This is a genomic window from Rhizobium sp. 18055 (assembly GCF_902706285.1).
Lineage (GTDB): Bacteria > Pseudomonadota > Alphaproteobacteria > Rhizobiales > Rhizobiaceae > Rhizobium.
This window is the reverse complement of record NZ_CACSKD010000006.1, coordinates 1-21,881: the sequence shown is the minus strand read 5'-3', so window position 1 is coordinate 21,881 and position 21,881 is coordinate 1. Positions and strand designations below refer to the sequence as shown.

At 61.7% G+C, this 21,881-nt stretch carries 22 protein-coding genes; 9 read left to right on the top strand and 13 right to left on the bottom strand.

Annotated elements, in window-relative coordinates:
- Positions 1-71: 71 nt before the first annotated feature.
- Positions 72-803 carry a response regulator transcription factor gene (locus GVL52_RS12510; RefSeq protein ID WP_200847815.1) on the bottom strand — a complete coding sequence of 244 codons (732 nt, stop codon included), beginning with the start codon at positions 801-803 and terminating at the stop codon, positions 72-74.
- Between the two features lie 343 nt (positions 804-1,146).
- Here GVL52_RS12510 and GVL52_RS12505 point away from each other — a divergent pair, with 343 nt between their 5' ends.
- From GVL52_RS12505 to GVL52_RS12495, 3 genes are all read left to right on the top strand, one after another.
- A complete protein-coding gene (locus tag GVL52_RS12505) occupies positions 1,147-2,757 on the top strand; it encodes a phosphoenolpyruvate carboxykinase (protein WP_160007476.1) in 1,611 nt (536 codons plus the stop codon).
- A gap of 96 nt (positions 2,758-2,853) precedes the next feature.
- Positions 2,854-3,288: an alternative ribosome rescue aminoacyl-tRNA hydrolase ArfB gene (arfB, locus tag GVL52_RS12500; protein WP_160007474.1), complete on the top strand. Its 435-nt coding sequence runs from the start codon at positions 2,854-2,856 to the stop codon at positions 3,286-3,288.
- Between the two features lie 14 nt (positions 3,289-3,302).
- Entirely contained in the window at positions 3,303-3,914 is a 612-nt protein-coding gene (locus GVL52_RS12495; RefSeq protein ID WP_160007472.1) for an alpha-ketoglutarate-dependent dioxygenase AlkB, read from the top strand.
- On the opposite strand, the gene coaA is transcribed toward GVL52_RS12495, so the two are convergent.
- Genes coaA through hisB form a run of 7 tightly spaced genes read right to left on the bottom strand, consistent with a single transcriptional unit; the run spans position 3,911 to position 8,565 of the window.
- Positions 3,911-4,906, bottom strand: coding sequence for a type I pantothenate kinase (gene coaA, locus GVL52_RS12490; protein ID WP_160007470.1), 996 nt, complete (start codon positions 4,904-4,906; stop codon positions 3,911-3,913). The two genes, GVL52_RS12495 and coaA, sit on opposite strands and share 4 nt — an antisense overlap.
- The gene (locus GVL52_RS12485) at positions 4,906-5,226 is read right to left on the bottom strand and encodes a phosphoribosyl-ATP diphosphatase (RefSeq protein ID WP_160007954.1); all 321 of its coding nucleotides are present in this window, start codon (positions 5,224-5,226) and stop codon (positions 4,906-4,908) included. The genes coaA and GVL52_RS12485 overlap by 1 nt, the downstream gene beginning before the upstream one ends.
- Before the next feature lie 14 nt (positions 5,227-5,240).
- Positions 5,241-6,029 carry an imidazole glycerol phosphate synthase subunit HisF gene (hisF, locus tag GVL52_RS12480; RefSeq protein WP_160007468.1) on the bottom strand — a complete coding sequence of 263 codons (789 nt, stop codon included), beginning with the start codon at positions 6,027-6,029 and terminating at the stop codon, positions 5,241-5,243.
- A complete protein-coding gene (gene hisA, locus GVL52_RS12475; RefSeq protein ID WP_160007466.1) occupies positions 6,026-6,775 on the bottom strand; it encodes a 1-(5-phosphoribosyl)-5-[(5-phosphoribosylamino)methylideneamino]imidazole-4-carboxamide isomerase in 750 nt (249 codons plus the stop codon). Before hisA ends, hisF begins: the two co-directional genes overlap by 4 nt.
- A 26-nt stretch (positions 6,776-6,801) precedes the next feature.
- On the bottom strand, positions 6,802-7,452 hold the full coding sequence (hisH, locus tag GVL52_RS12470; RefSeq protein ID WP_160007464.1) for an imidazole glycerol phosphate synthase subunit HisH: 651 nt from the start codon (positions 7,450-7,452) through the stop codon (positions 6,802-6,804).
- Complete coding sequence (locus tag GVL52_RS12465; protein ID WP_160007462.1) at positions 7,452-7,934, bottom strand: DUF2628 domain-containing protein; 483 nt, start codon at positions 7,932-7,934, stop codon at positions 7,452-7,454. The genes hisH and GVL52_RS12465 overlap by 1 nt, the downstream gene beginning before the upstream one ends.
- A 22-nt stretch (positions 7,935-7,956) precedes the next feature.
- Complete coding sequence (gene hisB, locus GVL52_RS12460) at positions 7,957-8,565, bottom strand: imidazoleglycerol-phosphate dehydratase HisB (RefSeq protein WP_160007460.1); 609 nt, start codon at positions 8,563-8,565, stop codon at positions 7,957-7,959.
- Positions 8,566-8,742: 177 nt separating this feature from the next.
- Here hisB and hslV point away from each other — a divergent pair, with 177 nt between their 5' ends.
- From hslV to GVL52_RS12435, 5 genes are all read left to right on the top strand, one after another.
- Positions 8,743-9,273 (top strand): ATP-dependent protease subunit HslV, encoded by a 531-nt coding sequence (gene hslV / locus GVL52_RS12455; protein ID WP_160007458.1) that lies wholly within the window; start codon positions 8,743-8,745, stop codon positions 9,271-9,273.
- A gap of 40 nt (positions 9,274-9,313) precedes the next feature.
- On the top strand, positions 9,314-10,624 hold the full coding sequence (gene hslU, locus GVL52_RS12450; RefSeq protein WP_160007456.1) for an ATP-dependent protease ATPase subunit HslU: 1,311 nt from the start codon (positions 9,314-9,316) through the stop codon (positions 10,622-10,624).
- Positions 10,625-10,829: 205 nt separating this feature from the next.
- A complete protein-coding gene (locus GVL52_RS12445) occupies positions 10,830-11,789 on the top strand; it encodes a DUF1402 family protein (protein WP_160007952.1) in 960 nt (319 codons plus the stop codon).
- Between the two features lie 51 nt (positions 11,790-11,840).
- On the top strand, positions 11,841-13,247 hold the full coding sequence (locus GVL52_RS12440; RefSeq protein WP_160007454.1) for a cytochrome P450: 1,407 nt from the start codon (positions 11,841-11,843) through the stop codon (positions 13,245-13,247).
- Positions 13,248-13,343: 96 nt separating this feature from the next.
- Entirely contained in the window at positions 13,344-15,515 is a 2,172-nt protein-coding gene (locus GVL52_RS12435) for a malate synthase G (protein ID WP_160007452.1), read from the top strand.
- A 97-nt stretch (positions 15,516-15,612) separates the two neighbouring features.
- Here GVL52_RS12435 and GVL52_RS12430 read toward each other — a convergent pair whose 3' ends face one another.
- Complete coding sequence (locus GVL52_RS12430; protein WP_160007450.1) at positions 15,613-16,302, bottom strand: L,D-transpeptidase; 690 nt, start codon at positions 16,300-16,302, stop codon at positions 15,613-15,615.
- Between the two features lie 182 nt (positions 16,303-16,484).
- Here GVL52_RS12430 and GVL52_RS12425 point away from each other — a divergent pair, with 182 nt between their 5' ends.
- Positions 16,485-16,979: an MmcB family DNA repair protein gene (locus GVL52_RS12425; RefSeq protein ID WP_160007448.1), complete on the top strand. Its 495-nt coding sequence runs from the start codon at positions 16,485-16,487 to the stop codon at positions 16,977-16,979.
- A gap of 3 nt (positions 16,980-16,982) precedes the next feature.
- Here the strand turns inward: GVL52_RS12425 and GVL52_RS12420 are convergent, their stop codons facing one another.
- The 4 genes from GVL52_RS12420 to GVL52_RS12405 all read right to left on the bottom strand — a co-directional run bounded on the left by GVL52_RS12420 (position 16,983) and on the right by GVL52_RS12405 (position 21,669).
- Positions 16,983-17,558 (bottom strand): ActR/PrrA/RegA family redox response regulator transcription factor, encoded by a 576-nt coding sequence (locus GVL52_RS12420; RefSeq protein ID WP_160007446.1) that lies wholly within the window; start codon positions 17,556-17,558, stop codon positions 16,983-16,985.
- Positions 17,559-17,626: 68 nt separating this feature from the next.
- Complete coding sequence (locus GVL52_RS12415) at positions 17,627-18,937, bottom strand: ActS/PrrB/RegB family redox-sensitive histidine kinase (RefSeq protein ID WP_160007444.1); 1,311 nt, start codon at positions 18,935-18,937, stop codon at positions 17,627-17,629.
- Between the two features lie 27 nt (positions 18,938-18,964).
- Positions 18,965-21,421: an ATP-dependent helicase HrpB gene (gene hrpB / locus GVL52_RS12410; protein WP_160007950.1), complete on the bottom strand. Its 2,457-nt coding sequence runs from the start codon at positions 21,419-21,421 to the stop codon at positions 18,965-18,967.
- A 101-nt stretch (positions 21,422-21,522) separates the two neighbouring features.
- A complete protein-coding gene (locus GVL52_RS12405; protein WP_160007442.1) occupies positions 21,523-21,669 on the bottom strand; it encodes a hypothetical protein in 147 nt (48 codons plus the stop codon).
- Between the last annotated feature and the right edge of the window lie 212 nt (positions 21,670-21,881).

Sequence of the window (21,881 nt, the reverse complement as noted above, 5' to 3'; positions counted from 1 at the left end):
GCCTTTCGGAGAGTGGGCCGCGTCGGCGGCGCCAGCTCTCTGCAATTCTGATATGCCGCGCCGCTTCGGCGTCAGGCTGCTTCGCGGAAGCGGTATCCCACTCCGTAGAGCGTTTCAATCATATCAAAGTCGTTGTCGACCATCTTGAATTTCTTACGCAGCCGCTTGATGTGGCTGTCGATGGTGCGATCGTCCACATAGACCTGCTCGTCATAGGCCGCATCCATCAGCGCATCACGGCTCTTGACGACGCCGGGGCGTTGCGCAAGCGAGTGAAGGATGAGGAATTCGGTGACGGTCAGTGTCACCGGCTCACTCTTCCATGTGCAGGTATGGCGTTCCTGGTCCATCACCAGTTGGCCACGCTCCAGCGAGCGGGCGAGCTGTGCGGCACCTGGCTTCGGCGCCGTGCCGCTTGCGGCAGCAGCGGCCGCTTCGCGCCCGGCGGCGCGACGCAGAACGGCGCGAACGCGCTCGACCAGCAGTCGCTGTGAGAACGGCTTGGTGATGAAGTCGTCGGCGCCCATCTTCAGGCCGAACAGTTCGTCGATCTCTTCATCCTTGGAGGTGAGAAAGATCACCGGCATGTCGGATTTCTGGCGCAGACGGCGCAGCAGTTCCATCCCGTCCATGCGCGGCATCTTGATATCGAAGATCGCCAGATGCGGCGGGCGGGCAAGAAGACCGTCGAGGGCCGAGGCTCCATCCGTGTAGGTTTCGACCTTGTATCCTTCGGCCTCGAGTGCAATCGACACTGAGGTGAGGATGTTGCGGTCGTCGTCAACGAGCGCGATTGTCGGCATGGTGTTCGTCTCCGTCATCTAATGCGCGTCTCCAGGATGTTTGAAAGGTCCCCCAGGCGGCCATATGAACCGGATGCGCTTATGGGGATAAAGGTGGAACAAATTGTGGCAAAGATAAAGGGCAGGGGTTTCGGAAAATTGCGCTGACAACCAAAAGTCGCACCGTCGAAATGTGCATCGCAGCGCAATTCAAACGATTTAAAATAAATGGCCATAATTTAAATCGATTAAATAACTGATATCGTTTGATAATATCGATTTAGGCATCTTGCGTTTTAAAAAACCTATCCGTACGGTCGCGCTCAGTTCTTAACGGCGTGAGCCCCAAGGGAAGGAAATGACCATGGAGCAGTTCGGTATCCACAACCCAGCGATAGAGTTGGCAACGGCAGGTTTTGCGAGCGCCAAGAGTGTTCGCTATAACTTTACCGCTGCGTCTCTCTATGAAGAGTCGATTCGCCGGGGCGAGGCCGAACTCACCGCACATGGAGCGCTCCGCGCCCTGACCGGCCAGCACACCGGTCGTTCGCCCAAGGATAAGTTCGTGGTTCGCGATGCGAACACCGACGGCCAGATCTGGTGGGACAACAACAAGCCGATGTCGCCGGAGCATTTCGCCCTGCTGAAACAGGACATGCTGGCGCATGCAGCCGGCAAGGAGCTGTTCGTTCAGGACCTGATCGGCGGTGCCGATGAAAGCAACGCCCTGCCGACCCGCGTCGTCACCGAGCTTGCCTGGCACTCGCTCTTCATCCGCAACCTGCTGATCCGCCCGGAGCGCTCGACGCTTGAAGGTTTCGTGCCGAAGCTGACGATCATCGACCTGCCGACCTTCAAGGCCGATCCCGAGCGCTATGGCTGCCGCACCGAAACCGTCATCGCCTGCGACCTCACCAGCGGCGAGATCCTGATCGCCGGCACCTTCTACGCCGGCGAGATGAAAAAGTCGGTCTTCACGGCACTCAACTACCTGCTGCCGGCCAAGGGCGTCATGCCGATGCACTGCTCCGCCAATGTCGGCCCGGATGGCGATGCCGCCGTGTTCTTCGGCCTGTCGGGCACCGGCAAGACAACATTGTCGGCCGATCCTGCCCGCACGCTGATCGGCGACGACGAGCACGGCTGGGGTGAGGATGGTATCTTCAACTTCGAAGGCGGCTGCTACGCCAAGACCATCCGCCTGTCGCCGGAAGCCGAGCCCGAAATCTACGCGACGACGCAGCGCTTCGGCACCGTGCTCGAAAACGTCGTGCTCAATGCCGACCGCGAGCCGGATTTCAACGACGGTTCGCTGACGGAGAACACCCGCTGCGCCTATCCGCTCGATTTCATCCCGAACGCCTCGAAGACCGGCCTTGCCGGCCATCCGAAGACGATCATCATGCTGACCGCCGATGCCTTCGGCGTGATGCCGCCGATCGCCAAGCTGACGCCGGATCAGGCCATGTACCACTTCCTGTCCGGTTACACGGCGAAGGTTGCCGGCACCGAGCGTGGCGTCACCGAGCCGGAAGCCACCTTCTCGACCTGCTTCGGCGCCCCCTTCATGCCGCGCCATCCGTCGGAATACGGCAATCTGCTGAAGGAACTGATCGGCCGCCACGGCGTCGAATGCTGGCTTGTCAACACCGGCTGGACCGGCGGCGCCTACGGCACCGGCAAGCGCATGCCGATCAAGGCGACGCGAACGCTGCTGGCCGCAGCCCTTTCGGGTGATCTGAACAAGGCCGATTTCCGCGTCGATCCGAACTTCGGCTTCGCCGTTCCGGTTGCCGTGCCGGGCGTCGAGACCGGCATCCTCGATCCGCGTTCGACGTGGCAGGACGCCGTTGCCTATGACGCGCAGGCGACCAAGCTGGTCACCATGTTCATCGACAACTTCGCCAAGTTCGAAGACCATGTAGATGGCGGGGTGCGCGATGCGGCGCCGGGTTTTCGGGTCGCCGCTGAGTAAATAAGCAACAACGCATTGATGATTCACGTGAAACCCGGTCCCTGCGGCCGGGTTTTGCATATTTTCAAGCAGCCGGCGATGTGAGATAGAAATCCCATGGCCAGCGACCCGCTCTATATCAATGACAGGATCACCATCGCAGGATGGGAACTGACGGAACAATTCGTTCTGGCGGGCGGTCCCGGCGGGCAGAACGTCAACAAGGTCTCCACCGCCGTCCAGCTGTTCTACAATCTCCAGACGTCCCCGGCGCTGAACGAGCGGGTCAAGATAAATGCGATCAAGCTCGCGGGCCGGCGCATGTCCAAGGAAGGTGTGCTGATGATCGAGGCCAGCCGCTTCCGCAGCCAGGAGCGCAACCGCGAAGATGCGCGCGAGCGGCTGAAGGAGCTGATCCTCGAAGCCGCCAAGCCGCCACCGCCGCTACGCCGAAAGACCAAGCCGACAAAAGGCTCGGTCGAGCGCCGGCTGAAGGCGAAATCCGGCCGCTCCGACGTCAAGAAGATGCGCGGCCGCCCCAGCGGCGAGTAAGTGCGGAGAGTGAGATGCTGCAACTGCCGAACGGTGTCCGCCACGGTCCTGACTACCTGAACCGTCCGCGGCAGGAAGCGCTGGTCGAGATCATCCGAGCCATCGTTGCCGAAGCACCGCTCTATGTTCCGGTCATGCCCGGTAATGGCAAGCCGATGTCGGTGAGGATGACCAATTGCGGTTCGCTCGGCTGGGTCACCGACAAGGAGCGCGGCTACCGATACCAGCCGACCCATCCGGCAACAGGCAGGCCGTGGCCGGAGATTCCTGGTGAATTGCTGGAAATCTGGAACGATGTGTCCGGCTACGACAAGCCGCCGGAGGCATGCCTTGTCAACTTCTATTCGGACGATGCCAGGATGGGCCTGCATCAGGACAGGGACGAAAAGGACCTGACAGCACCGGTCGTCTCGATCTCGCTGGGAAACACCTGCCTCTTCCGCGTCGGCGGCCTGACGCGCACCGACAAGACCTCGTCGCTCAGGCTATCCAGCGGCGATGTCGTCATTCTCGGCGGGGAGGGGCGCCTGTGCTTCCACGGCGTAGACCGAATCTATCCCGCCACCTCGACACTGCTGAAAAACGGCGGCCGCATCAATCTCACGCTCCGCCGCGTGACTCCCTAAAGCTTTCGCAACGCAACCTGCTCGGTCAGGTGATTCTGGTCCTTGCGCAGGATCAGGTCGGCGCGCGGCCGCGTCGGCAGGATGTTTTCGCGCAGGTTCTTCAGGTTGATGTTCTCCCACAGCCCTTCGGCGATCGACAGCGCTTCCTCCTCGCTGATCGATGCATAGCGGTGAAAGAACGAGTTCGGATCGCGGAACGCCGTCTCGCGCAGGCCCATGAACCTTGTCACGTACCAATCGTGAATCCGGCTTTCTTCCGCGTCGATATAGATCGAGAAGTCGAAGAAGTCGGAAACCATCGGCACGATCTTGCCGCCGGCCGGCAGATCGCGCGACTGCAGCACGTTGATGCCTTCGAAGATCAGGATGTCTGGCCGATCGATGACCTTGTGCTCGTTCGGCAGCACGTCATAGACCAGATGCGAGTAGGACGGCGCCTTGACGTTCGGCTGCCCGGCCTTGATCGCCGCCAGAAACCGCAGGATCGCACCGGTATCGTAGCTCTCCGGAAAACCCTTGCGCTGCATCAGGTTTTCCCGCTGCAACACGGCGTTCGGATAGAGGAAACCGTCGGTCGTCACCAGATCGACCTTCGGGCTCGAAGGCCAGCGGCGCAGCAGTTCCTTCAGGATACGCGCCGTGGTCGACTTGCCGACCGCCACCGATCCGGCAATCCCGATCACGAACGGCGTCTTTGCCACGTTTGAGAGGCTGAGGAAGCGGTTGCGCTGCTTGAACAGCAGCTGCGATGATTCGACATGCGCCGAGAGCAACCGCGACAGCGACAGATAGATCCGCCGGACTTCGTCGAGATCGATCGGGTCGCCCATCGAGCGCAGCCGCTTGACCTCGTCCGCGGTCAGCGTCATCGGCGTATCGGCCCGGAAATGCGCCCATTCCTCGGAAGAAAAGAAGTGATAGGGCGAATAGGCATTCGCCTGGAAGTGATCGAGCGCCTCGGGCGCTCCGGTGATCTGTCTTGCGATACCCATCAGCTTTGCCGGCTGGCCTTCTCTTTGAGGCCGGATTGAGCAGTACGGCGCTCAAGCTCCGCCATCACATCTTGCAACGGAATGCCCGCGACCTTCAATACGACCAATAGATGATAAAGAACGTCGGCGGATTCATAGACGAGATTGTCGCGATCGTCGGTGACGGCAGCCATCACGGCCTCGATCGCCTCTTCGCCCAGCTTTTTCGCGGCCTTCGGCTGCCCTGCAGCAACCAGCTTCGCCGTCCACGATTCCTCCGGCGAGGCTTTCGATCGTGCATCGACGATCTTTTCGAGGTCATCGAGGGTAAATTCGCTCATGATGTCGCTTTCACTCAATCCAGACGCATGTCGATGCCGCAGGACGACATATAGCGCTTCGCTTCGCCGACGGAATAGGTGCCGAAGTGGAAGATCGATGCCGCCAGAACAGCCGTCGCATGGCCCTCCTTGATGCCGGCCACCAGATCGTCGAGATCGCCGACGCCGCCCGACGCGATGACAGGCACGCGTACCGCATCGGCAATTGCTCGTGTCAGTTCCAGATCGTAGCCGACTTTGGTTCCATCCCGGTCCATCGACGTTACCAGCAGTTCACCGGCACCTCGCTCGACCATCTTGCGGGCAAACTCGACGGCATCGATGCCGGTCGCGTTGCGGCCGCCGTGGGTGTATATCTCCCAGGCGCTGAAATTGTCGCCGCCAACCGTCTGGGTCAGCCGGCGCTTGGCGTCGATCGACACGACGATGCACTGGTCACCGAACTTGTCGGCCGCTTCGGCGACGAAATCCGGATTGCTGACAGCTGCCGAGTTGATCGACACCTTGTCGGCGCCGCAGAGCAGCAGCTTTCGGATATCGGCAATGGTGCGAACGCCACCGCCCACCGTCACCGGCATGAAGCACTGCTCGGCCGTGCGCGACACCACGTCGAAGATCGTCTCGCGATTGTCTGACGAAGCTGTGATATCGAGGAAGCAGAGTTCGTCGGCACCGGCCGCATCATAGGCCTTGGCGGCCTCGACGGGATCGCCGGCATCGACGAGATTCAGGAAGTTGACGCCCTTGACCACACGGCCGTCCTTGACGTCGAGGCAGGGGATGACGCGAGCCTTCAGGGTCATTGCGCAGTCTCCTTCGCCCGTGCCGCCTTGATCAGTACCAGCGCTTCGGCAGGATCGATCCGGCCATCATAGAGCGCCCGGCCGGAAATCGCACCTTCGAGCTTGCGCGCATCCGGCTGCAGCATCCGCTTCACATCGTCGATCGACGCCAGCCCACCCGACGCAATCACCGGAATGGACACGGCACCGGCAAGCTCCAGCGTCGAATCCCAGTTGATCCCGGCCAGAATGCCATCGCGATCGATATCGGTGTAGATGATCGCCGCAACACCGGCGCCCTCGAACTTCTTAGCCAGCTCTATTATCCCGAGCTCGGACGCCTCCGCCCATCCCTCGACAGCCACCTTGCCGCCCTTGGCATCGATGCCGACGGCGACATGGCCGGGGAATTTCCTGCAGGCTTCGATCACCAGCGCCGGATCGCGCACCGCAACGGTGCCGAGGATCACCCGCGACAGCCCACGCGACAGCCAGCTCTCGATATGATCGAGCGTGCGAATACCTCCGCCGAGCTGCACCGGGTTCTTCGTCGCGGCCAGGATCGCATCGACGGCCGCGCCATTGACGCTTTCACCTGCAAACGCGCCGTTGAGGTCAACCACATGGAGCCATTCGAACCCCTGGTCCTCGAAGGCTTTCGCCTGCGCGCCGGGGTCTGGATTGTAGACGGTGGCCTGCTCCATGTCGCCAAGCTTGAGGCGAACGCACTGGCCGTCCTTGAGGTCGATGGCGGGAAATAGGATCATTCTGTCAGTCCTCGGATGGCGCGAGCTCAGGGCTTCCAGCGCAGGAAATTGGCAATCAGGGCGAGGCCGAGCTTCTGGCTCTTCTCCGGATGGAACTGCGCGCCCGCCATGTTGTCGCGACCGACAAAGGCCGTCAGCGGTCCGCCGTAACCGGTGGTCGCGATGATATCGGCGGGGTTCTGCGCGGCCAGATGGTAGGAATGCACGAAATAGGCGTGCAACCCGTCCGGGCCTGTCGGAATGCCGTCGAACAGCGGGTGAGGGCTATGGAGGTCGAGCGTGTTCCAGCCGATCTGCGGGATCTTCAGATTGGCATCGTCAGGCGTCATTTCAACGACATCGCCTGGAATCCAGCCGAAGCCTTCGGTTGTCGTCTTCTCCAGACCACGCGACGACATCAGCTGCATGCCGACGCAGATGCCGAGGAAAGGCCGCGCCTTCTTCTCCACCGCCTCGATCAGCACCTCGGTCATCCCGGGAACGGCATCGAGCCCGCGCCGGCAGTCGGCATAGGCACCAACGCCCGGCAGCACCACGCGGTCGGCAGCGGCAACGTCCTCGGCCTTGTCGGTGAGGTCGATCAGCGCGTCGATGCCGGCCTCGCGGGCGGCCCGTTCAAACGCCTTCGTCGCCGAGCGCAGATTGCCGGAACCGTAGTCGATAATTGCGACGCGCATCAGCGTCCTCCATCAAAGCCAAAGAGACCAAGCGACGTGGCGTTGCCGCGATCGCCACGGGACGTGTGGTCCCATTGCGGCGTGGGCATTGGGTTTTCGTCACGCAGATCGGTCTGTACTGTCGAAAAATAGATGTCCTCGGCCCCGTCAAGCGAGTCAGCCGAGACAAGCGCATCCTCGTCCCAGCCCTTGGAGACCAGGTTGCGAACGCGGAAATTCTGTCCTTCCAGCGCCACCAGCAGGCTGGTGCCGAAGGTGATCGCGGCCCCGACGAGCCAGAGCCCCGACCGGTCCATCAACGCCCCGCCGACACTCTGCAGCAGGAAGGCGGCAATTGCGTGCAGCCAGAGCCGATGCGACGCCAGCCAGATCCACGGAAACAGGAAGCCGAGCACGGTAAAGCCGTCACGGATGAAGCGTGTCTTCTCGTGGGTGGTATCGGCTCCATCGGGAGCGGTCAGAACCAGATAGCTGGAAGTCATATCGTCAGCTCCCTCAAGGGGCTCAGACGAGCGTGCCCTTCGTCGAGGGTACACGGCCCGCCTGCCTTGGATCGATCTCTGTCGCCGTGCGCAGTGCGCGGGCAACGGCCTTGAAGCACGTCTCGGCAATATGGTGATTGTTGGCACCATAATGGTTGAGAATATGCAAGGTGATGCCGGCATTCTGGGCAAGCGCCTGGAAGAATTCGCGCACCAGTTCGGTGTCGAAGGTGCCGATCTTCGGCGCGCTGAAGGCGACGTTCCAGACAAGGAAGGGACGGCCGGAAAGATCGACGGCGGCTTTCGTCATCGTCTCGTCCATGGCGAGGTCGATCGAGGCGTAGCGGGTGATGCCACGGCGATCGCCCAGCGCCTTCGAGATGGCCTGGCCGATGGCGATGCCGGTGTCTTCGACCGCATGGTGATCGTCGACATGCAGGTCACCCTTGGTCTCGATCTCCATGTCGATCAGCGAATGACGCGACAGCTGGTCGAGCATATGGTCGAAGAAGCCGACACCGGTCGAAATCGTCGACTGTCCGGTGCCGTCGAGATTGACGGAAACGGATACCGAAGTTTCGTTGGTCTTGCGGGATACGGATCCCGTGCGGCTTGCTGCGGTCTCGGCCATATGGCTCTCCCTCCGGAAATACGCGGGTTCCATATCAGGCGTACCGGGAAATATCCAGAAGCGCGGCTGCAGAAAACGATGCCAATTGCAATCGGCACTTGCCAACTTACATAGGGCTCAACAGGGTCGATGCACGACCCGGGGTAACGGCCCGCCCGGCGGGCAAAGGTATATGCGATGACAACGATTATTACAGTTCGAAAGGGCGGCAAGGTCATCATGGCGGGCGACGGTCAGGTCAGCCTCGGCCAGACCGTCATGAAGGGCAACGCCCGCAAGGTGCGCCGCATCGGCAAGGGCGGCGACGTCATTGCCGGCTTCGCTGGCGCCACGGCTGATGCTTTCACGCTGTTGGAGCGTCTGGAAAAGAAGCTTGAGCAATATCCCGGCCAGCTGATGCGCGCCGCCGTCGAACTTGCCAAGGATTGGCGCACCGACAAGTATCTGCGCAATCTCGAAGCCATGATGCTGGTCGCCGACAAGTCGGTGACGCTGGCGATAACCGGCAATGGTGACGTGCTTGAGCCCGAGCATGGTGCCATCGCCATCGGCTCCGGCGGCAACTATGCCTTCGCGGCCGCCCGTGCACTGATGGACACCGACAAGTCGGCCGAAGAGATCGCCCGCCGCGCCCTCGATATTGCCGCCGATATCTGCGTCTATACCAACCACAACTTGGTGGTCGAAACGCTGGACGCGGACGCCTGATCCTTATCGAACAGATTTCACCCCTGATGGGACATAGAAGATGACCACATTTTCCCCCCGCGAGATCGTTTCCGAGCTCGACCGCTACATCATCGGCCAGCATGAGGCCAAGCGCGCCGTGGCGATTGCGCTGCGCAACCGCTGGCGCCGCCAGCAGCTCGAGCCCGATCTGCGCGATGAAGTCATGCCCAAGAACATCCTGATGATCGGCCCGACCGGCGTCGGCAAGACGGAGATCTCCCGTCGCCTCGCCAAGCTCGCCGGCGCACCCTTCATCAAGGTCGAAGCCACCAAGTTCACCGAAGTCGGCTATGTCGGTCGCGACGTAGAGCAGATCATCCGCGATCTGGTCGAAGTCGGCATCGGCCTGGCGCGTGAAAAGAAGCGCTCCGAAGTAGAGGCGAAAGCCCATATGAGCGCCGAGGAACGTGTTCTCGATGCTTTGGTCGGCGCCACCGCGTCGCCGGCCACCCGCGACAGTTTCCGCAAGAAGCTGCGCAGCGGCGAGATGGACGACAAGGAAATCGACATCGAAGTGGCCGATACCAACACCGGCGGCATGGGCGGCTTCGACATCCCCGGCATGCAGGGTGGCAATGTCGGCATGATCAACCTGTCGGAGATGTTCGGCAAGGCCATGGGCGGCCGCACCAAGAAGGTGCGCACGACAGTCAAGGCCTCCTACGCCGAGCTGATCCGCGATGAGTCCGACAAGCTGATCGACAACGAGGTCATCCAGCGCGAAGCTGTGCGTGCGGTCGAAAACGACGGCATCGTCTTTCTCGACGAGATCGACAAGATCGCCGCCCGCGATGGCGGCATGGGTGCCGGCGTGTCGCGCGAAGGCGTGCAGCGCGATCTGCTGCCGCTGGTCGAAGGCACGACGGTCTCGACCAAGTACGGCCCTGTCAAGACCGATCACGTCCTCTTCATCGCGTCTGGCGCCTTCCACGTGTCCAAGCCGTCGGACCTGCTGCCGGAATTGCAGGGCCGCCTGCCGATCCGTGTCGAGCTGCGTCCGCTGACCAAGGAAGATTTCCGCCGCATCCTGACGGAAACCGAGGCCAGCCTGATCCGCCAGTATATCGCGCTGATGCAGACCGAGGGCCTGAACCTCGAATTCACCGATGATGCGCTCGATGCTCTTGCCGATGTTGCCGTTCACCTGAACTCGTCGGTCGAAAACATCGGCGCCCGCCGCCTGCAGACGGTGATGGAGCGTGTGCTCGACGAAATTTCGTTCAACGCCCCGGATCGCGGCGGCACGGCCGTCACCATCGACGCCGAATATGTCCGCAAGCATGTTGGCGATCTCGCCCAGAACACCGATCTGTCGCGCTTCATCCTGTGATCGCAAGCACCGGTCTTGGTCTTTACTCCGGTGATGCCGAAACTTTGACAGCTTAAACTCTCGACAACGGGCCTTTTACTTTTTAGTGAAGGGCCCGTTTTGTTATGCGCGCCAGCATTATTCGGCCAAGATTGTAGTCCAGTCAGCGCGCCTGATTGCCATGCTGGAAATGCCGGCCATGCCGGGAATGATGGGAACACTGATCGTGCGACGCCTTCTGACAAGCCTTTTGCCAAGCCTTCTGATTGTCGCCACGCTGTTCACCGCAGGACCCGCATTTTCCATGCAGGTCGTGCCCGCAGGCAATCGCAATGTCGAACAGCCGAACGTTCCTGGCGCATCGGTGCGCCGCACCAAGGGCACCAAGACGACGTTTGATCGCAAATACGACAAGGTCCACGAGCTACTCGCCACCGACCACGAACTGATGGGCAAGATCAAGAAGATCTCGGCCGCCTACGGCATCGACCCGATCCATGTGGTCGGCGCCATCGTCGGCGAGCACACCTACAATGTCGATGCCTACGACCGCCTGCAGTCTTACTACGTCAAGGCCGCGTCCTACGCCGGCCAGAGCTTCCGCTTCGCCTATGATGGCGAGGACGTCGATGATTTCATCAAGCGCCCGCAGTTTGCCGGATGCAACGGCAAGAGTGATTCCTACACGCTGTGGAGCTGCCGCGAGGATGTCTGGGAAAGCGATTTCCGCGGCAAGACCGTCGGCGGCAAGAGCTTCCCGAACAATCGCTTCAGCGCCGTGTTCTTCCAGCCATTCTATGCCGGCCAGACATTCGGCCTCGGCCAGATCAATCCGCTGACCGCGCTGATGCTGTCTGACCTCGTCAGCAAGGTCTCAGGCTATGACAAGCTCGACGAAAAGGATGCCGGCAGCGTCTACAAGGCGATCATGCAGCCGGACATTTCGCTGGCCTTCGTCGCCGCGGCCGTTCGCCGCTCGATCGACGACTACAAGCAGATTGCCGGCATGGACATTTCCAACAATCCCGGCCTGACGGCAACGCTCTACAATCTCGGCAATTCCCGCCAGCGCGCCGCAGCGCTCGCCGCCAAGAACCGGGCGTCAGGTGAGACCACCTGGCCGGAAGAGAACTATTACGGATGGTTGATCAACGACAAGCTGGACGATCTGGAGCGCCTGCTCTAACTCTAGCCTTGCCGGGGAAGGCGCCACTCTTCCGCGAAAGGCTTGCATCCGATGGACATGCGTCCAGATCCGTTTTTTCCGCCAGCGCCCGTTCCGCGCACCGTGCCGCCGAGCCGGCTTGAAATCATCCGCACCATCCTGCGCAATCCGCTCGAGCTATGGGGCGAACCGTCCTATACGCTTCCCTGGATCAAGACGCGGTTCTTTCGCGAAAGCACGATCATCGTCAACGATCCCGGGCTGATCAAGCACGTCCTCGTCGACAACGCCGCCAATTACCGCATGTCCGATATCCGCCAGCTGATCCTGCGCCCGATCCTGCGCGATGGATTGCTGACCGCCGAGGGTGAAGTCTGGAAGCGATCGCGCAAGGCCGTCGCACCCGTCTTCACGCCGCGCCACGCCAACGGTTTTGCCGGCCAGATGCTGCGCCAGTCCGAGGAATATGTGCGCAAATACGAAACATCAGGCAGCGATGGCCAGACCTTCGAGATCGCCAGCGACATGGCCGAACTCACCTTCGCCATCCTCGCCGATACGCTGTTCTCCGGCGAAATCGTCACCTCGTCCGACAGCTTCGCCGACGACGTCAACGCGCTGCTGCATCGCATGGGCCGCGTCGATCCGATGGATTTGCTCCGCGCGCCGTCCTGGGTCCCGCGCGTCACCCGTATCGGCGGCAAGAAGGTGCTGGAGAAATTCCGCACCATTGTCCGCGAAACCATGGATGCCCGCCTTTGGCGCATGCAGGCCGATCGTGCCGCGACGCCCGAAGATTTTCTGACCCTGCTGCTCGATCAGGCGGCAAGCGGCGGCCTCACCAACGCCGAAATCGAAGACAACATCCTCACCTTCATCGGCGCCGGCCACGAAACCACGGCGCGGGCACTGGCCTGGACGCTCTATTGCGTCGCCAACACCCCGCATTTCCGTGACGCGATGGAAGAGGAGATCGACGGCGTGCTGGCCTCAGGCGCCGAGCCGGTGAAATGGCTCGACCTGATGCCCTATACTCGCGCTGCCTTCGAGGAAGCCCTGCGGCTCTATCCGCCGGCCCCTTCGATAAACCGCGCCGCCATTGCCGACGATCGCTGGACCAATGCCAAGGGCGAAGCGATAGAGCTCGAAGCCGGCGTCACCGTTCTCATTATGCCGTGGACCCTGCACCGCCACGAACTCTACTGGGACAAGCCGCGTGCCTATATGCCGGAGCGCTTCCTGCCGGAAAACCGCGGCACTATCGGCAGATTCCAGTTCCTGCCGTTCGGTGCCGGGCCGCGCGTCTGCATCGGCGCCACCTTCGCGCTGCAGGAAGCGGTGATTGCGCTCGCCGTGATGATGCACCGCTTCCGCTTCGACATGACCGCGGAGACCAACCCCTGGCCGGTGCAGAAACTGACGACGCAGCCGCAGAATGGCCTGCCGATGCGGGTCACGCCGCGCAATTTGCCAAAATAGGCATAAATCTTTCGAACTATTGCAGAATTGACTATCAATGAAAGCCGGTCAAAGTGGCAGCATGCAAACAGCCGCCGCCGCGCGAGGAGATATTTTATGAGCCGCATCGAAAAAAACGGTCTTGCGATCGAAGCCGCCCTTCATGATTTCCTGGTCAAGGAGGCACTGCCCGGTCTTGGTATCGATACGGACAAGTTCTTCGCAGACTTCTCGGCCATCGTCCACGATCTGGCACCGAAGAACCGCGAACTGCTGGCCAAGCGCGACGCGCTGCAGATGCGCATTGACGACTGGTACCGGCAGCACGGCGCCCCGAGCGATATGGAAGCCTATCAGGCTTTCCTGCGCGAAATCGGCTACATTCTGCCGGAGGGCTCCGACTTCCACGTCTCGACCACCAACGTCGATCCCGAAATCGCCTCCATCGCTGGGCCGCAGCTTGTCGTCCCGGTCATGAACGCCCGCTATGCGCTGAATGCCGCCAATGCCCGCTGGGGTTCGCTTTATGATGCGCTCTACGGAACCGATGCGATTGCCGAGAGCGATGGCGCCGAAAAGGGCAAGAGCTACAATCCGAAGCGCGGCGAAAAGGTCATCGCCTGGGTCCGCGATTTTCTTGATTCGGCCGTCCCGCTCACCGATTGGAGCTGGAAGGACGTCGCCGGCTTTGCCGTCAAGGACGGTGCGCTGGCAATCACCTCCACCGACGGCGAGCATGTCTCGCTGAAGGACGCCGTTCATTTCGCCGGCTATCGAGGTGACGCATCGGCCCCCACCAACATCCTGCTGAAGAACAACGGCATCCACATCGACATCGTCGTCGATGCCTCCACGGCGATCGGCAAGAGCGATCCGGCCCACATCTCCGACGTCTGGCTCGAATCGGCGATCACCACGATCATGGACTGCGAGGATTCGATCGCCGCCGTCGACGCCGAGGACAAGACCGACGTTTATCGCAACTGGCTCGGCCTGATGAAGGGCGATCTTCAGGAAGAAGTCGCCAAGGGCGGCGCGAGCTTTATCCGCAAGCTCAATCCGGATCTCGATTATACCGGCCCGGATGGGGCGCCTTTCGAAGTGCATCGCCGCTCGCTGATGCTGATCCGCAATGTCGGTCACCTCATGACGAATCCGGCTATCCTTGATCGCGACGGCAACGAAGTGCCTGAGGGCATCATGGACGCGATGATCACCGGGTTGATCGCGCTCTACGATATCGGGCCGAACGGTCGCCGCAAGAATTCGCGCGCCGGCTCGGTCTACGTCGTCAAGCCGAAGATGCACGGGCCTGAGGAAGTCGCCTTCGCCGTCGAGATCTTCTCGCGCGTCGAGGATGCGCTTGGCATGGCCCGTACCACCATCAAGATGGGCATCATGGACGAGGAGCGCCGCACCACCGTCAATCTCAAGGAATGCATTCGCGCCGCCCGCGAGCGCGTCGTCTTCATCAACACCGGCTTCCTCGATCGCACCGGTGACGAGATGCACACCTCGATGGAAGCCGGCCCGATGATCCGCAAGGGCGACATGAAGCAGGCCTCGTGGATCGCCGCCTACGAAAACTGGAACGTCGATATCGGCCTGGAATGCGGCCTCTCCGGCCATGCGCAGATCGGCAAGGGCATGTGGGCCATGCCGGATCTGATGGCGGCCATGCTCGAACAGAAGATCGCCCATCCGAAGGCAGGTGCAAACACCGCCTGGGTGCCGTCGCCGACGGCTGCCACCCTGCACGCCACCCACTATCACAAGGTCAACGTTGCTCGTGTCCAGCAGGGCTTGAAGGATCGTCCGCGCGCCAAGCTCAGCGATATCCTCTCGGTCCCGGTCGCCGTCCGGCCGAACTGGACACCGGAAGAGGTCCAGCGCGAGCTCGACAACAATGCGCAGGGCATCCTCGGCTACGTCGTTCGCTGGGTCGATCAGGGCGTCGGTTGCTCAAAGGTGCCCGACATCAACAATGTCGGCCTGATGGAAGACCGCGCAACGCTGCGCATTTCCGCCCAGCACATGGCCAACTGGCTGCACCACAAGGTGGTCAGCGAAGCGCAGATCGTCGAGACGATGAAGCGCATGGCAGCCGTCGTCGATCAGCAAAACGCAGGTGATAAGCTCTATCAGCCGATGGCAGCGGATTTCGACGGCTCGATCGCCTTCCAGGCGGCGCTGGAACTGGTGTTGAAGGGCAGGGCGCAGCCGAACGGCTACACCGAGCCGGTCCTGCACCGCCGCCGTCTGCAGCTGAAGGCAGCCCAAGCCGCCTGATCGTCAAGACTGTAGAAACCAAAAGGCCGCCGAAACGAACGTTCCGGCGGCCTTTTTAATACCGAATTTCAGGTCCAGCTTGCTGGATAGCAGAAACTTATTGGATAACGATGACCTTGGAGGTCGTCTTGCCCGGGCGGACGCGGCTGTAGAGGTCGATGACGTCCTGGTTGATCAGGCGGATGCAGCCGGATGAAGCGGCGGTACCGATCGAAGCCCATTCCGGCGTGCCGTGCAGGCGGAACAACGTGTCCTTGCCGTCTTCGTTGAAGAGGTACATGGCGCGCGCACCGAGCGGGTTGCTCAGGCCTGGGCCCATGCCGTCTTCGACGTACTTGGCGATTTCAGGACGGCGAACAGCCATTTCCTTCGGGGGGTGCCAGTTCGGCCATTCCTGCTTCCAGGCAACGTAAGCCGTGCCGGCCCATGCGAAGCCCTGCTTGCCAACGCCGATACCGTAGCGCATCGCCTTGCCGCCGGGCATGATGTAGTAAAGGAAGCGCTCGCGGGTATTCACGATGATCGTGCCCGGGCGTTCCGTGGTTTCGTAGGAGACAACCTGGCGATGGAACTGCGGCTTGACCTTCTGGATCGGGATCGCCGGAAGCGAGTATCCCGAATCCGACGTAACGCCATAGGCGTCGTCGAAAATTTGTGCGGTCTGGACGATCGGCCCTGGAGCGGCGGTCTTGTCTTCGACAGAAGCGCTTTCGGAAGTCGTGGAGCAGCCGGCCAGTGCGAGTGTCGCCATCAGGCCGAATACAGGAAGTGCATTACGGATGCGCATGGATGTCTCTTAAGAAATGGGGCAAGGGAGAATCGTTCTTCTGAACCATCTTTGAGTATGGTTTATTTTCGATTAACTTCGCCTTTGCAAGCTGTTGCAGTGCAGCGAAGCCAATACGCAACGGCAAACTAGAACCGCATGGCTTTTTTGCAACAACGCAGGCACTGGACCCCAGCTTATCCATGACGATTTTGAGTATTTACAATAACAATCCGTTAATAGATGGCCGGCAATCGGACAGGGCGATGCTCGTGCGCCGCGGCACTCAGATCCTGCTGCATGACATGCGCCACGCCGTGCTGCCGGAATTGTCCTTGGCCAGCGGCCGTCGCGCCGATCTCATCACCATTTCGGAACGCGGCGAGATCTGGATCATCGAGATCAAGACCTCGATCGAAGACTTCAAGGTCGATCGCAAGTGGCCGGACTACCGCCTGCATTGCGATCGTCTGTTCTTCGCCACCCACAAGGACGTCCCGCTCGACATCTTCCCAGAGGAATGCGGATTGTTCCTATCGGATGGCTACGGCGCCCACATGATCCGCGAAGCGCCGGAGCATCGTCTGGCGCCCGCCACCCGCAAATCCGTCACGCTGAATTTCTCGCGCACCGCCGCCCAGCGCCTGTTGGCGGCCGAGTGGGCCAACGGCAAGCCGTTCGGGACCGACGAGGCGTAAGCTTTACTTCGGCGCGCGCTTGGCAAGAATCCGCTGAAGAGTCCTGCGGTGCATGTTGAGCCGGCGCGCTGTCTCCGAGACATTGCGCTCGCAAATCTCGTAAACGCGCTGGATATGCTCCCACCGCACCCGGTCGGCCGACATCGGATTGTCAGGCAGGCCGGCCTTCTCGCCGACGCGCTGCGTCAACGCCGCATAGACGTCGTCGGCGTCTGCCGGCTTTGCCAGATAATCGACCGCACCGAGCTTCACGGCGGTCACGGCGGTGGCGATGTTTCCATATCCCGTCAGGACGATGATGCGGGTATCGTCGCGCTTCTGGCGGATCGCCTCGATCACGTCGAGCCCGTTGCCGTCGCCGAGCCGCAGATCGACCACGGCATATTTCGGCGGATTGCTTTTCGACTTGGCGACCCCTTCGGCAACCGATTCGGCTGTCTCCACCTGAAAGCCGCGCGTTTCCATGGCCCGCGCCAGTCGGCGCAGAAACGGACCGTCGTCATCGACGATCAGCAGGCTCGCATCGGGACCGATGTGATCCTCGTTGGCTGAAGAAGGGTCGTTTATCTGCTCGCTCATCTGTTCAATCCTGGCGCTGTCAGCCTGACATAGGCCGATTGCATGGCGTTTTCATTAATCCGATCTGTTCATTTTGTCGAATGCGCATCGATCAGCATGCGCGGCCATTCGACGCGAACGCGGGCTCCGGCGCTTTCCGGCGCGCGGTTTTCGAAGGTCAGGACTGCGCCGGAGCGTTCCAGCAGCGTCTTGGCAATGAACAGCCCGAGCCCCAACCCGCCGGCCCGGTCCTCCTTCTGCCGCTTGGTCACGTAAGGCTCGCCGATCCGCATCAGGATGTCGGGCGAGTAACCCTCGCCGTCATCTTCGATGACAATCAGAACCCGTTCCTGATTGTGCTCGACGGTCACCGTTACATCTTTGCGCGCGTAGTCCACGGCGTTTTCGACCAGGTTGCCGAGGCCATACATCATCCCGGCATTGCGGTCGGTGACCGGCTCGCCCTTGCGTGGGTCCTTCTCGATCAGGTTGAGCTTGATGCCGAACTCGCGATGCGGCGCAACGATCTCCTCCATCATCGAAGACAGAGGCAGCCGCCGCAGATGCGCGTCTCCCTCGGCCGACAGCGTCGTCAGTCGACGCAGGATATCGCGGCATCGCTCGCTCTGGCTGCGCAACAGCATCACGTCTTCGCGGAAACGATCGTCCTCCTTCAGCTCCCGCTCCATCTCCTTGGCAACGACGCTGATGGTGGCAAGCGGTGTCCCAAGCTCATGGGCGGCCGCCGCTGCCAGACCATCCAGTTGCGAAAGATGCTTTTCCCGCTGCAGCACGAGTTCGGTTGCCGCCAGCGCCCCTGCCAGCTGGCTCGCCTCCATCGAGACGCGGTAGGCATAGAAGGCCGCAAAGGTCATGGTCGATGCGATCGAGCACCACATGCCGAACTGCATGACGCTGTGAACATTGATCTCGGCGCCGCCGAACCAGGGAAGCGGAAATGGAGAGAAGGCAAGAATGGTGATGCAGATCAACGCCACCACGATCAGCGGCATGCTGTAGCGGATCGGCTGCGATGCAAACGAAATGATCACAGGAACGCAGACCAGCACCGCAAACGGATTGGCCAATCCGCCGGTGATGAACAGCAGAGCGCAGAGCTGTAGCAGATCGAAGCCGAGCAGCACGAAGGCCGCCACCGGATCGATGCGGTGCGTCGGCGGGTAGCGGATCATCAGAAGGAAATTGACCACCGCAAGCGCTGCAATCAGCGCCATGCTGGCAGACAAAGGCAGCGGAAACTTCAGCCAGAAGGCAACGATCAGCACCGTCGCCGTCTGCCCGCAGACGGCAAGCCAGCGAAGCCGCACCAGTGTTTCCAGCCTCAGCCGGCGGCTGCTATGTCTGTCTTCTTCCGGCATGCTTTCCACATTATCGACCATGTCTGCTTTCCTGAACGGCTTTGCGGCTCATGTACCACGCGGCTTGACCCTTGTCGTCGGCAGAGCCTCGTCCGGCCGCTCGGGCCAGGGATGCCGGGGATAGCGCCCGCGCATATCGGCCCGCACATCCTTCCACGACCCGGCCCAGAAGCCCGGAAGATCGCGTGTCGTCTGGATCGGCCGGTGCGCCGGCGATGTCAGTTCAAGAAGCAGTGATAGTCGCCCGCCGGCAATCGCCGGATGCTGCTTCAGCCCGAACAGCTCCTGCACCCGGATCGTCAGTGTCGGCTCCTCACCATCATACTGGATCGGATGCCGCTGCCCGGTCGGCGCCTCGAAATGCGTCGGCGCCATCCGCGCCAGCTCGCGCTGCAACTCATGCGGCACCAGCGCCATCAGCCCGTTCGAGAGACCGCTCGCAGAGATGTCGGAAATCCCGCGTGCATCGGCCTGATAGGGAATGAACCAATCCTCCATCCGCGCCAGGAGCGCCGCGTCGCTGACGTCGGGCCAGGGTTCGCCAATGCTTCTGAAGATAAAGCCGATGCGTTCACGCAATTGGGTGGCCTCCCTGGAAAAAGGCAGCGTCTCCAGCCCAAGCTCCTGCACCCCCTCGGCCAACGCCCGGGTCACCGCTTCTCCGGCCGGCCGGGGCAGGGGCGTCTCGTCAAAAACAATCGCGCCGAGCCGCGTCGCCCGCCGCGCCCGCACCTGCTTACTCTGCCGGTCGAAGAATGTCTGGTCGTCGCTCCGGATGGCGCCCGGCAGCTCCGCCTCGATATCGCTGCGCGTCACCTCGGCCGCGGCCAGCACGCGCGCTTGTGCCGCCCGTCCGGTCAGATCGGCGATGACAAGCATCGGACTGCTCGCCAGCCTCTCCGTCTCGACAATCTCCGCACCCCGTCCATTGGCCATCACGAAACGCCCGCGGCCGCCACGCTGCAGCGCGATACGATCGGGAAAAGCATGGATCAGCAGCCGGCCGGCCAGGCTCGGCTCACTTGCTTTCGCGAGATCCATCCCCTTCGCCAGTCGTCCCGCCAGCTGCCGCGCCGCTTCGGCCCGCTCGCCACGCTCCGCTTTGAACCGCCGCAGCCGATCCTCGAGATCGATGCTGGTTCCACCCAGGCCCTGCTCCGTCAGCAGTACAGCCACCATCGCCGCATCCCTGGCATGACCGGTCTCGCCTGATGAAATCACCATCGCCGCCAGCCGCGGCGGCAGGGCCATGTCGCGCATCACCTTGCCGCGCGGCGTCAGCGCGCCTTGGGCGTCGAGCGCGCCAAGCTGGCGCAGCAGCGCCCGCGCCTCGCCAAGTGTGGTCTCCGGCGGCTGGTCCATGAAGCCGAGCGTGCGAGGATCTTGCACGCCCCAATGCGCGAGATCGAGCACCAGGCCGGAGAGATCGGTCGATAGAATCTGCGGCGGTGTAAACGCCGGCATCGCCGCCGTCTGCCCTTGGTGCCACAGCCGGATGGCAATTCCCGGCTCCGTTCGCCCGGCGCGCCCGGCCCGCTGGTCGGCAGAAGCCCGCGATACCCGCACCGTTTCCAGCCGGGTAATGCCGGTCGATGCCTCGAACACCGGCAGCCGCTGTAGGCCGCTGTCGATCACGATGCGGACGCCATCGATGGTAATGGAGGTCTCGGCGATCGATGTCGCCAGGACGATCTTGCGCGTGCCCGATGCCGCCGGCTTGATCGCCGCATCCTGTTCCCTCTGGCTGAGATTGCCGTAGAGCGGTGCAATCAGCGTCTCGCTGCCGAACCGGCCCTGCAGCCGCTCGGCCGTCCGGGTGATCTCCGCCTGTCCGGGCAGGAAGGCCAGGATCGATCCGCTCTCTGTTCTATGCGCTTCGACCACAGCCCGCGTCACGCTATCTTCGATCCGCTCACCGCCCGGCCGGTCCTGATAGCGGATGTCGATCGGAAAACCGCGCCCCATGCTCTCGATCACCGGCGGATGGTCGAGCAGCTCGGCCACGCCGGCCACATCCAATGTCGCCGACATCACCAGGATGCGGAGATCCTCGCGCAGCGCCGATTGCACGTCGAGCGCCAGCGCCAGGCCGAAATCGGCATCCAGCGACCGCTCGTGAAACTCGTCGAAGATCACGAGAGACACGCCCGACAGTTCCGGATCGTCGAGGATCATCCGCGCGAACACGCCCTCGGTCACCACTTCGATCCTTGTCTTCGCCGAGATCCGGGTATCCAGTCGCATCCGATAACCGACTGTCTCGCCGACGGCTTCGTTCAGCAGCGACGCCATCCGGCCCGCCGCCGCGCGTGCCGCCAGCCGCCGTGGTTCGAGCAGAATGATACGGCCGTCGTGGCGCCAGTCCTGATCGAGCAGATAAAGTGGCACCAGCGTTGTCTTGCCGGCGCCGGGTGGCGCCGAAAGAACCGCCCGCCGCCCTGTCGTCAAGGCGGCGCCTATCTGCGGCAAAACATGGGAAACCGGAAGCTCCGGCAGAACACGCATATCGATCACGCCTGCTTATGTCCTCTCTATATAGGTAAGGCAGCTCTGTGATCGGCGAAACTAGCCATTCGAAGCCGTCACGCAAGCATTTTGGGCCCTCGCTATACCATTGAAGCCGATTCCCAAGCCTTGCCGTGAGCCTTGCGCGCGCTCTTGCGGGTGATCCGGTCGCGAAATTGACCGCTGGAGCGCAGTTTCACCGGGTTTTTTGACCGTTTGATAAAGATCGGCGGTTCGCCGTTCGGCACGGTCGCTGATCCACAACCTCCTCATCTGAAATTCCTTCAATAAAAACAGACTGTTATAAAACTGTCAAAAAACTTTTGATGTGCGTGTTGACTTAGAAAGGTTGGTAGCCGTATAAGCGCCTCACTGAACGAGGGCGGCGGCGCTGCTGGCGACGACGACTTTCGCTCATGTGTTTCCGAATTGGCTGCGATGCTGATTGAGGTTTGGGGCT

Bases quoted from the DNA above. Each gene is read 5' to 3' on its own strand.
- GVL52_RS12510 (WP_200847815.1), bottom strand. From the start codon at position 803: ATGCCGACAATCGCGCTCGTTGACGACGACCGCAACATCCTCACCTCA.
- GVL52_RS12505 (WP_160007476.1), top strand. From the start codon at position 1,147: ATGGAGCAGTTCGGTATCCACAACCCAGCGATAGAGTTGGCAACGGCA.
- arfB (WP_160007474.1), top strand. From the start codon at position 2,854: ATGGCCAGCGACCCGCTCTATATCAATGACAGGATCACCATCGCAGGA.
- GVL52_RS12495 (WP_160007472.1), top strand. From the start codon at position 3,303: ATGCTGCAACTGCCGAACGGTGTCCGCCACGGTCCTGACTACCTGAAC.
- coaA (WP_160007470.1), bottom strand. From the start codon at position 4,906: ATGGGTATCGCAAGACAGATCACCGGAGCGCCCGAGGCGCTCGATCAC.
- GVL52_RS12485 (WP_160007954.1), bottom strand. From the start codon at position 5,226: ATGAGCGAATTTACCCTCGATGACCTCGAAAAGATCGTCGATGCACGA.
- hisF (WP_160007468.1), bottom strand. From the start codon at position 6,029: ATGACCCTGAAGGCTCGCGTCATCCCCTGCCTCGACGTCAAGGACGGC.
- hisA (WP_160007466.1), bottom strand. From the start codon at position 6,775: ATGATCCTATTTCCCGCCATCGACCTCAAGGACGGCCAGTGCGTTCGC.
- hisH (WP_160007464.1), bottom strand. From the start codon at position 7,452: ATGCGCGTCGCAATTATCGACTACGGTTCCGGCAATCTGCGCTCGGCG.
- GVL52_RS12465 (WP_160007462.1), bottom strand. From the start codon at position 7,934: ATGACTTCCAGCTATCTGGTTCTGACCGCTCCCGATGGAGCCGATACC.
- hisB (WP_160007460.1), bottom strand. From the start codon at position 8,565: ATGGCCGAGACCGCAGCAAGCCGCACGGGATCCGTATCCCGCAAGACC.
- hslV (WP_160007458.1), top strand. From the start codon at position 8,743: ATGACAACGATTATTACAGTTCGAAAGGGCGGCAAGGTCATCATGGCG.
- hslU (WP_160007456.1), top strand. From the start codon at position 9,314: ATGACCACATTTTCCCCCCGCGAGATCGTTTCCGAGCTCGACCGCTAC.
- GVL52_RS12440 (WP_160007454.1), top strand. From the start codon at position 11,841: ATGGACATGCGTCCAGATCCGTTTTTTCCGCCAGCGCCCGTTCCGCGC.
- GVL52_RS12435 (WP_160007452.1), top strand. From the start codon at position 13,344: ATGAGCCGCATCGAAAAAAACGGTCTTGCGATCGAAGCCGCCCTTCAT.
- GVL52_RS12430 (WP_160007450.1), bottom strand. From the start codon at position 16,302: ATGCGCATCCGTAATGCACTTCCTGTATTCGGCCTGATGGCGACACTC.
- GVL52_RS12425 (WP_160007448.1), top strand. From the start codon at position 16,485: ATGACGATTTTGAGTATTTACAATAACAATCCGTTAATAGATGGCCGG.
- GVL52_RS12420 (WP_160007446.1), bottom strand. From the start codon at position 17,558: ATGAGCGAGCAGATAAACGACCCTTCTTCAGCCAACGAGGATCACATC.
- GVL52_RS12415 (WP_160007444.1), bottom strand. From the start codon at position 18,937: ATGGTCGATAATGTGGAAAGCATGCCGGAAGAAGACAGACATAGCAGC.
- hrpB (WP_160007950.1), bottom strand. From the start codon at position 21,421: ATGCGTGTTCTGCCGGAGCTTCCGGTTTCCCATGTTTTGCCGCAGATA.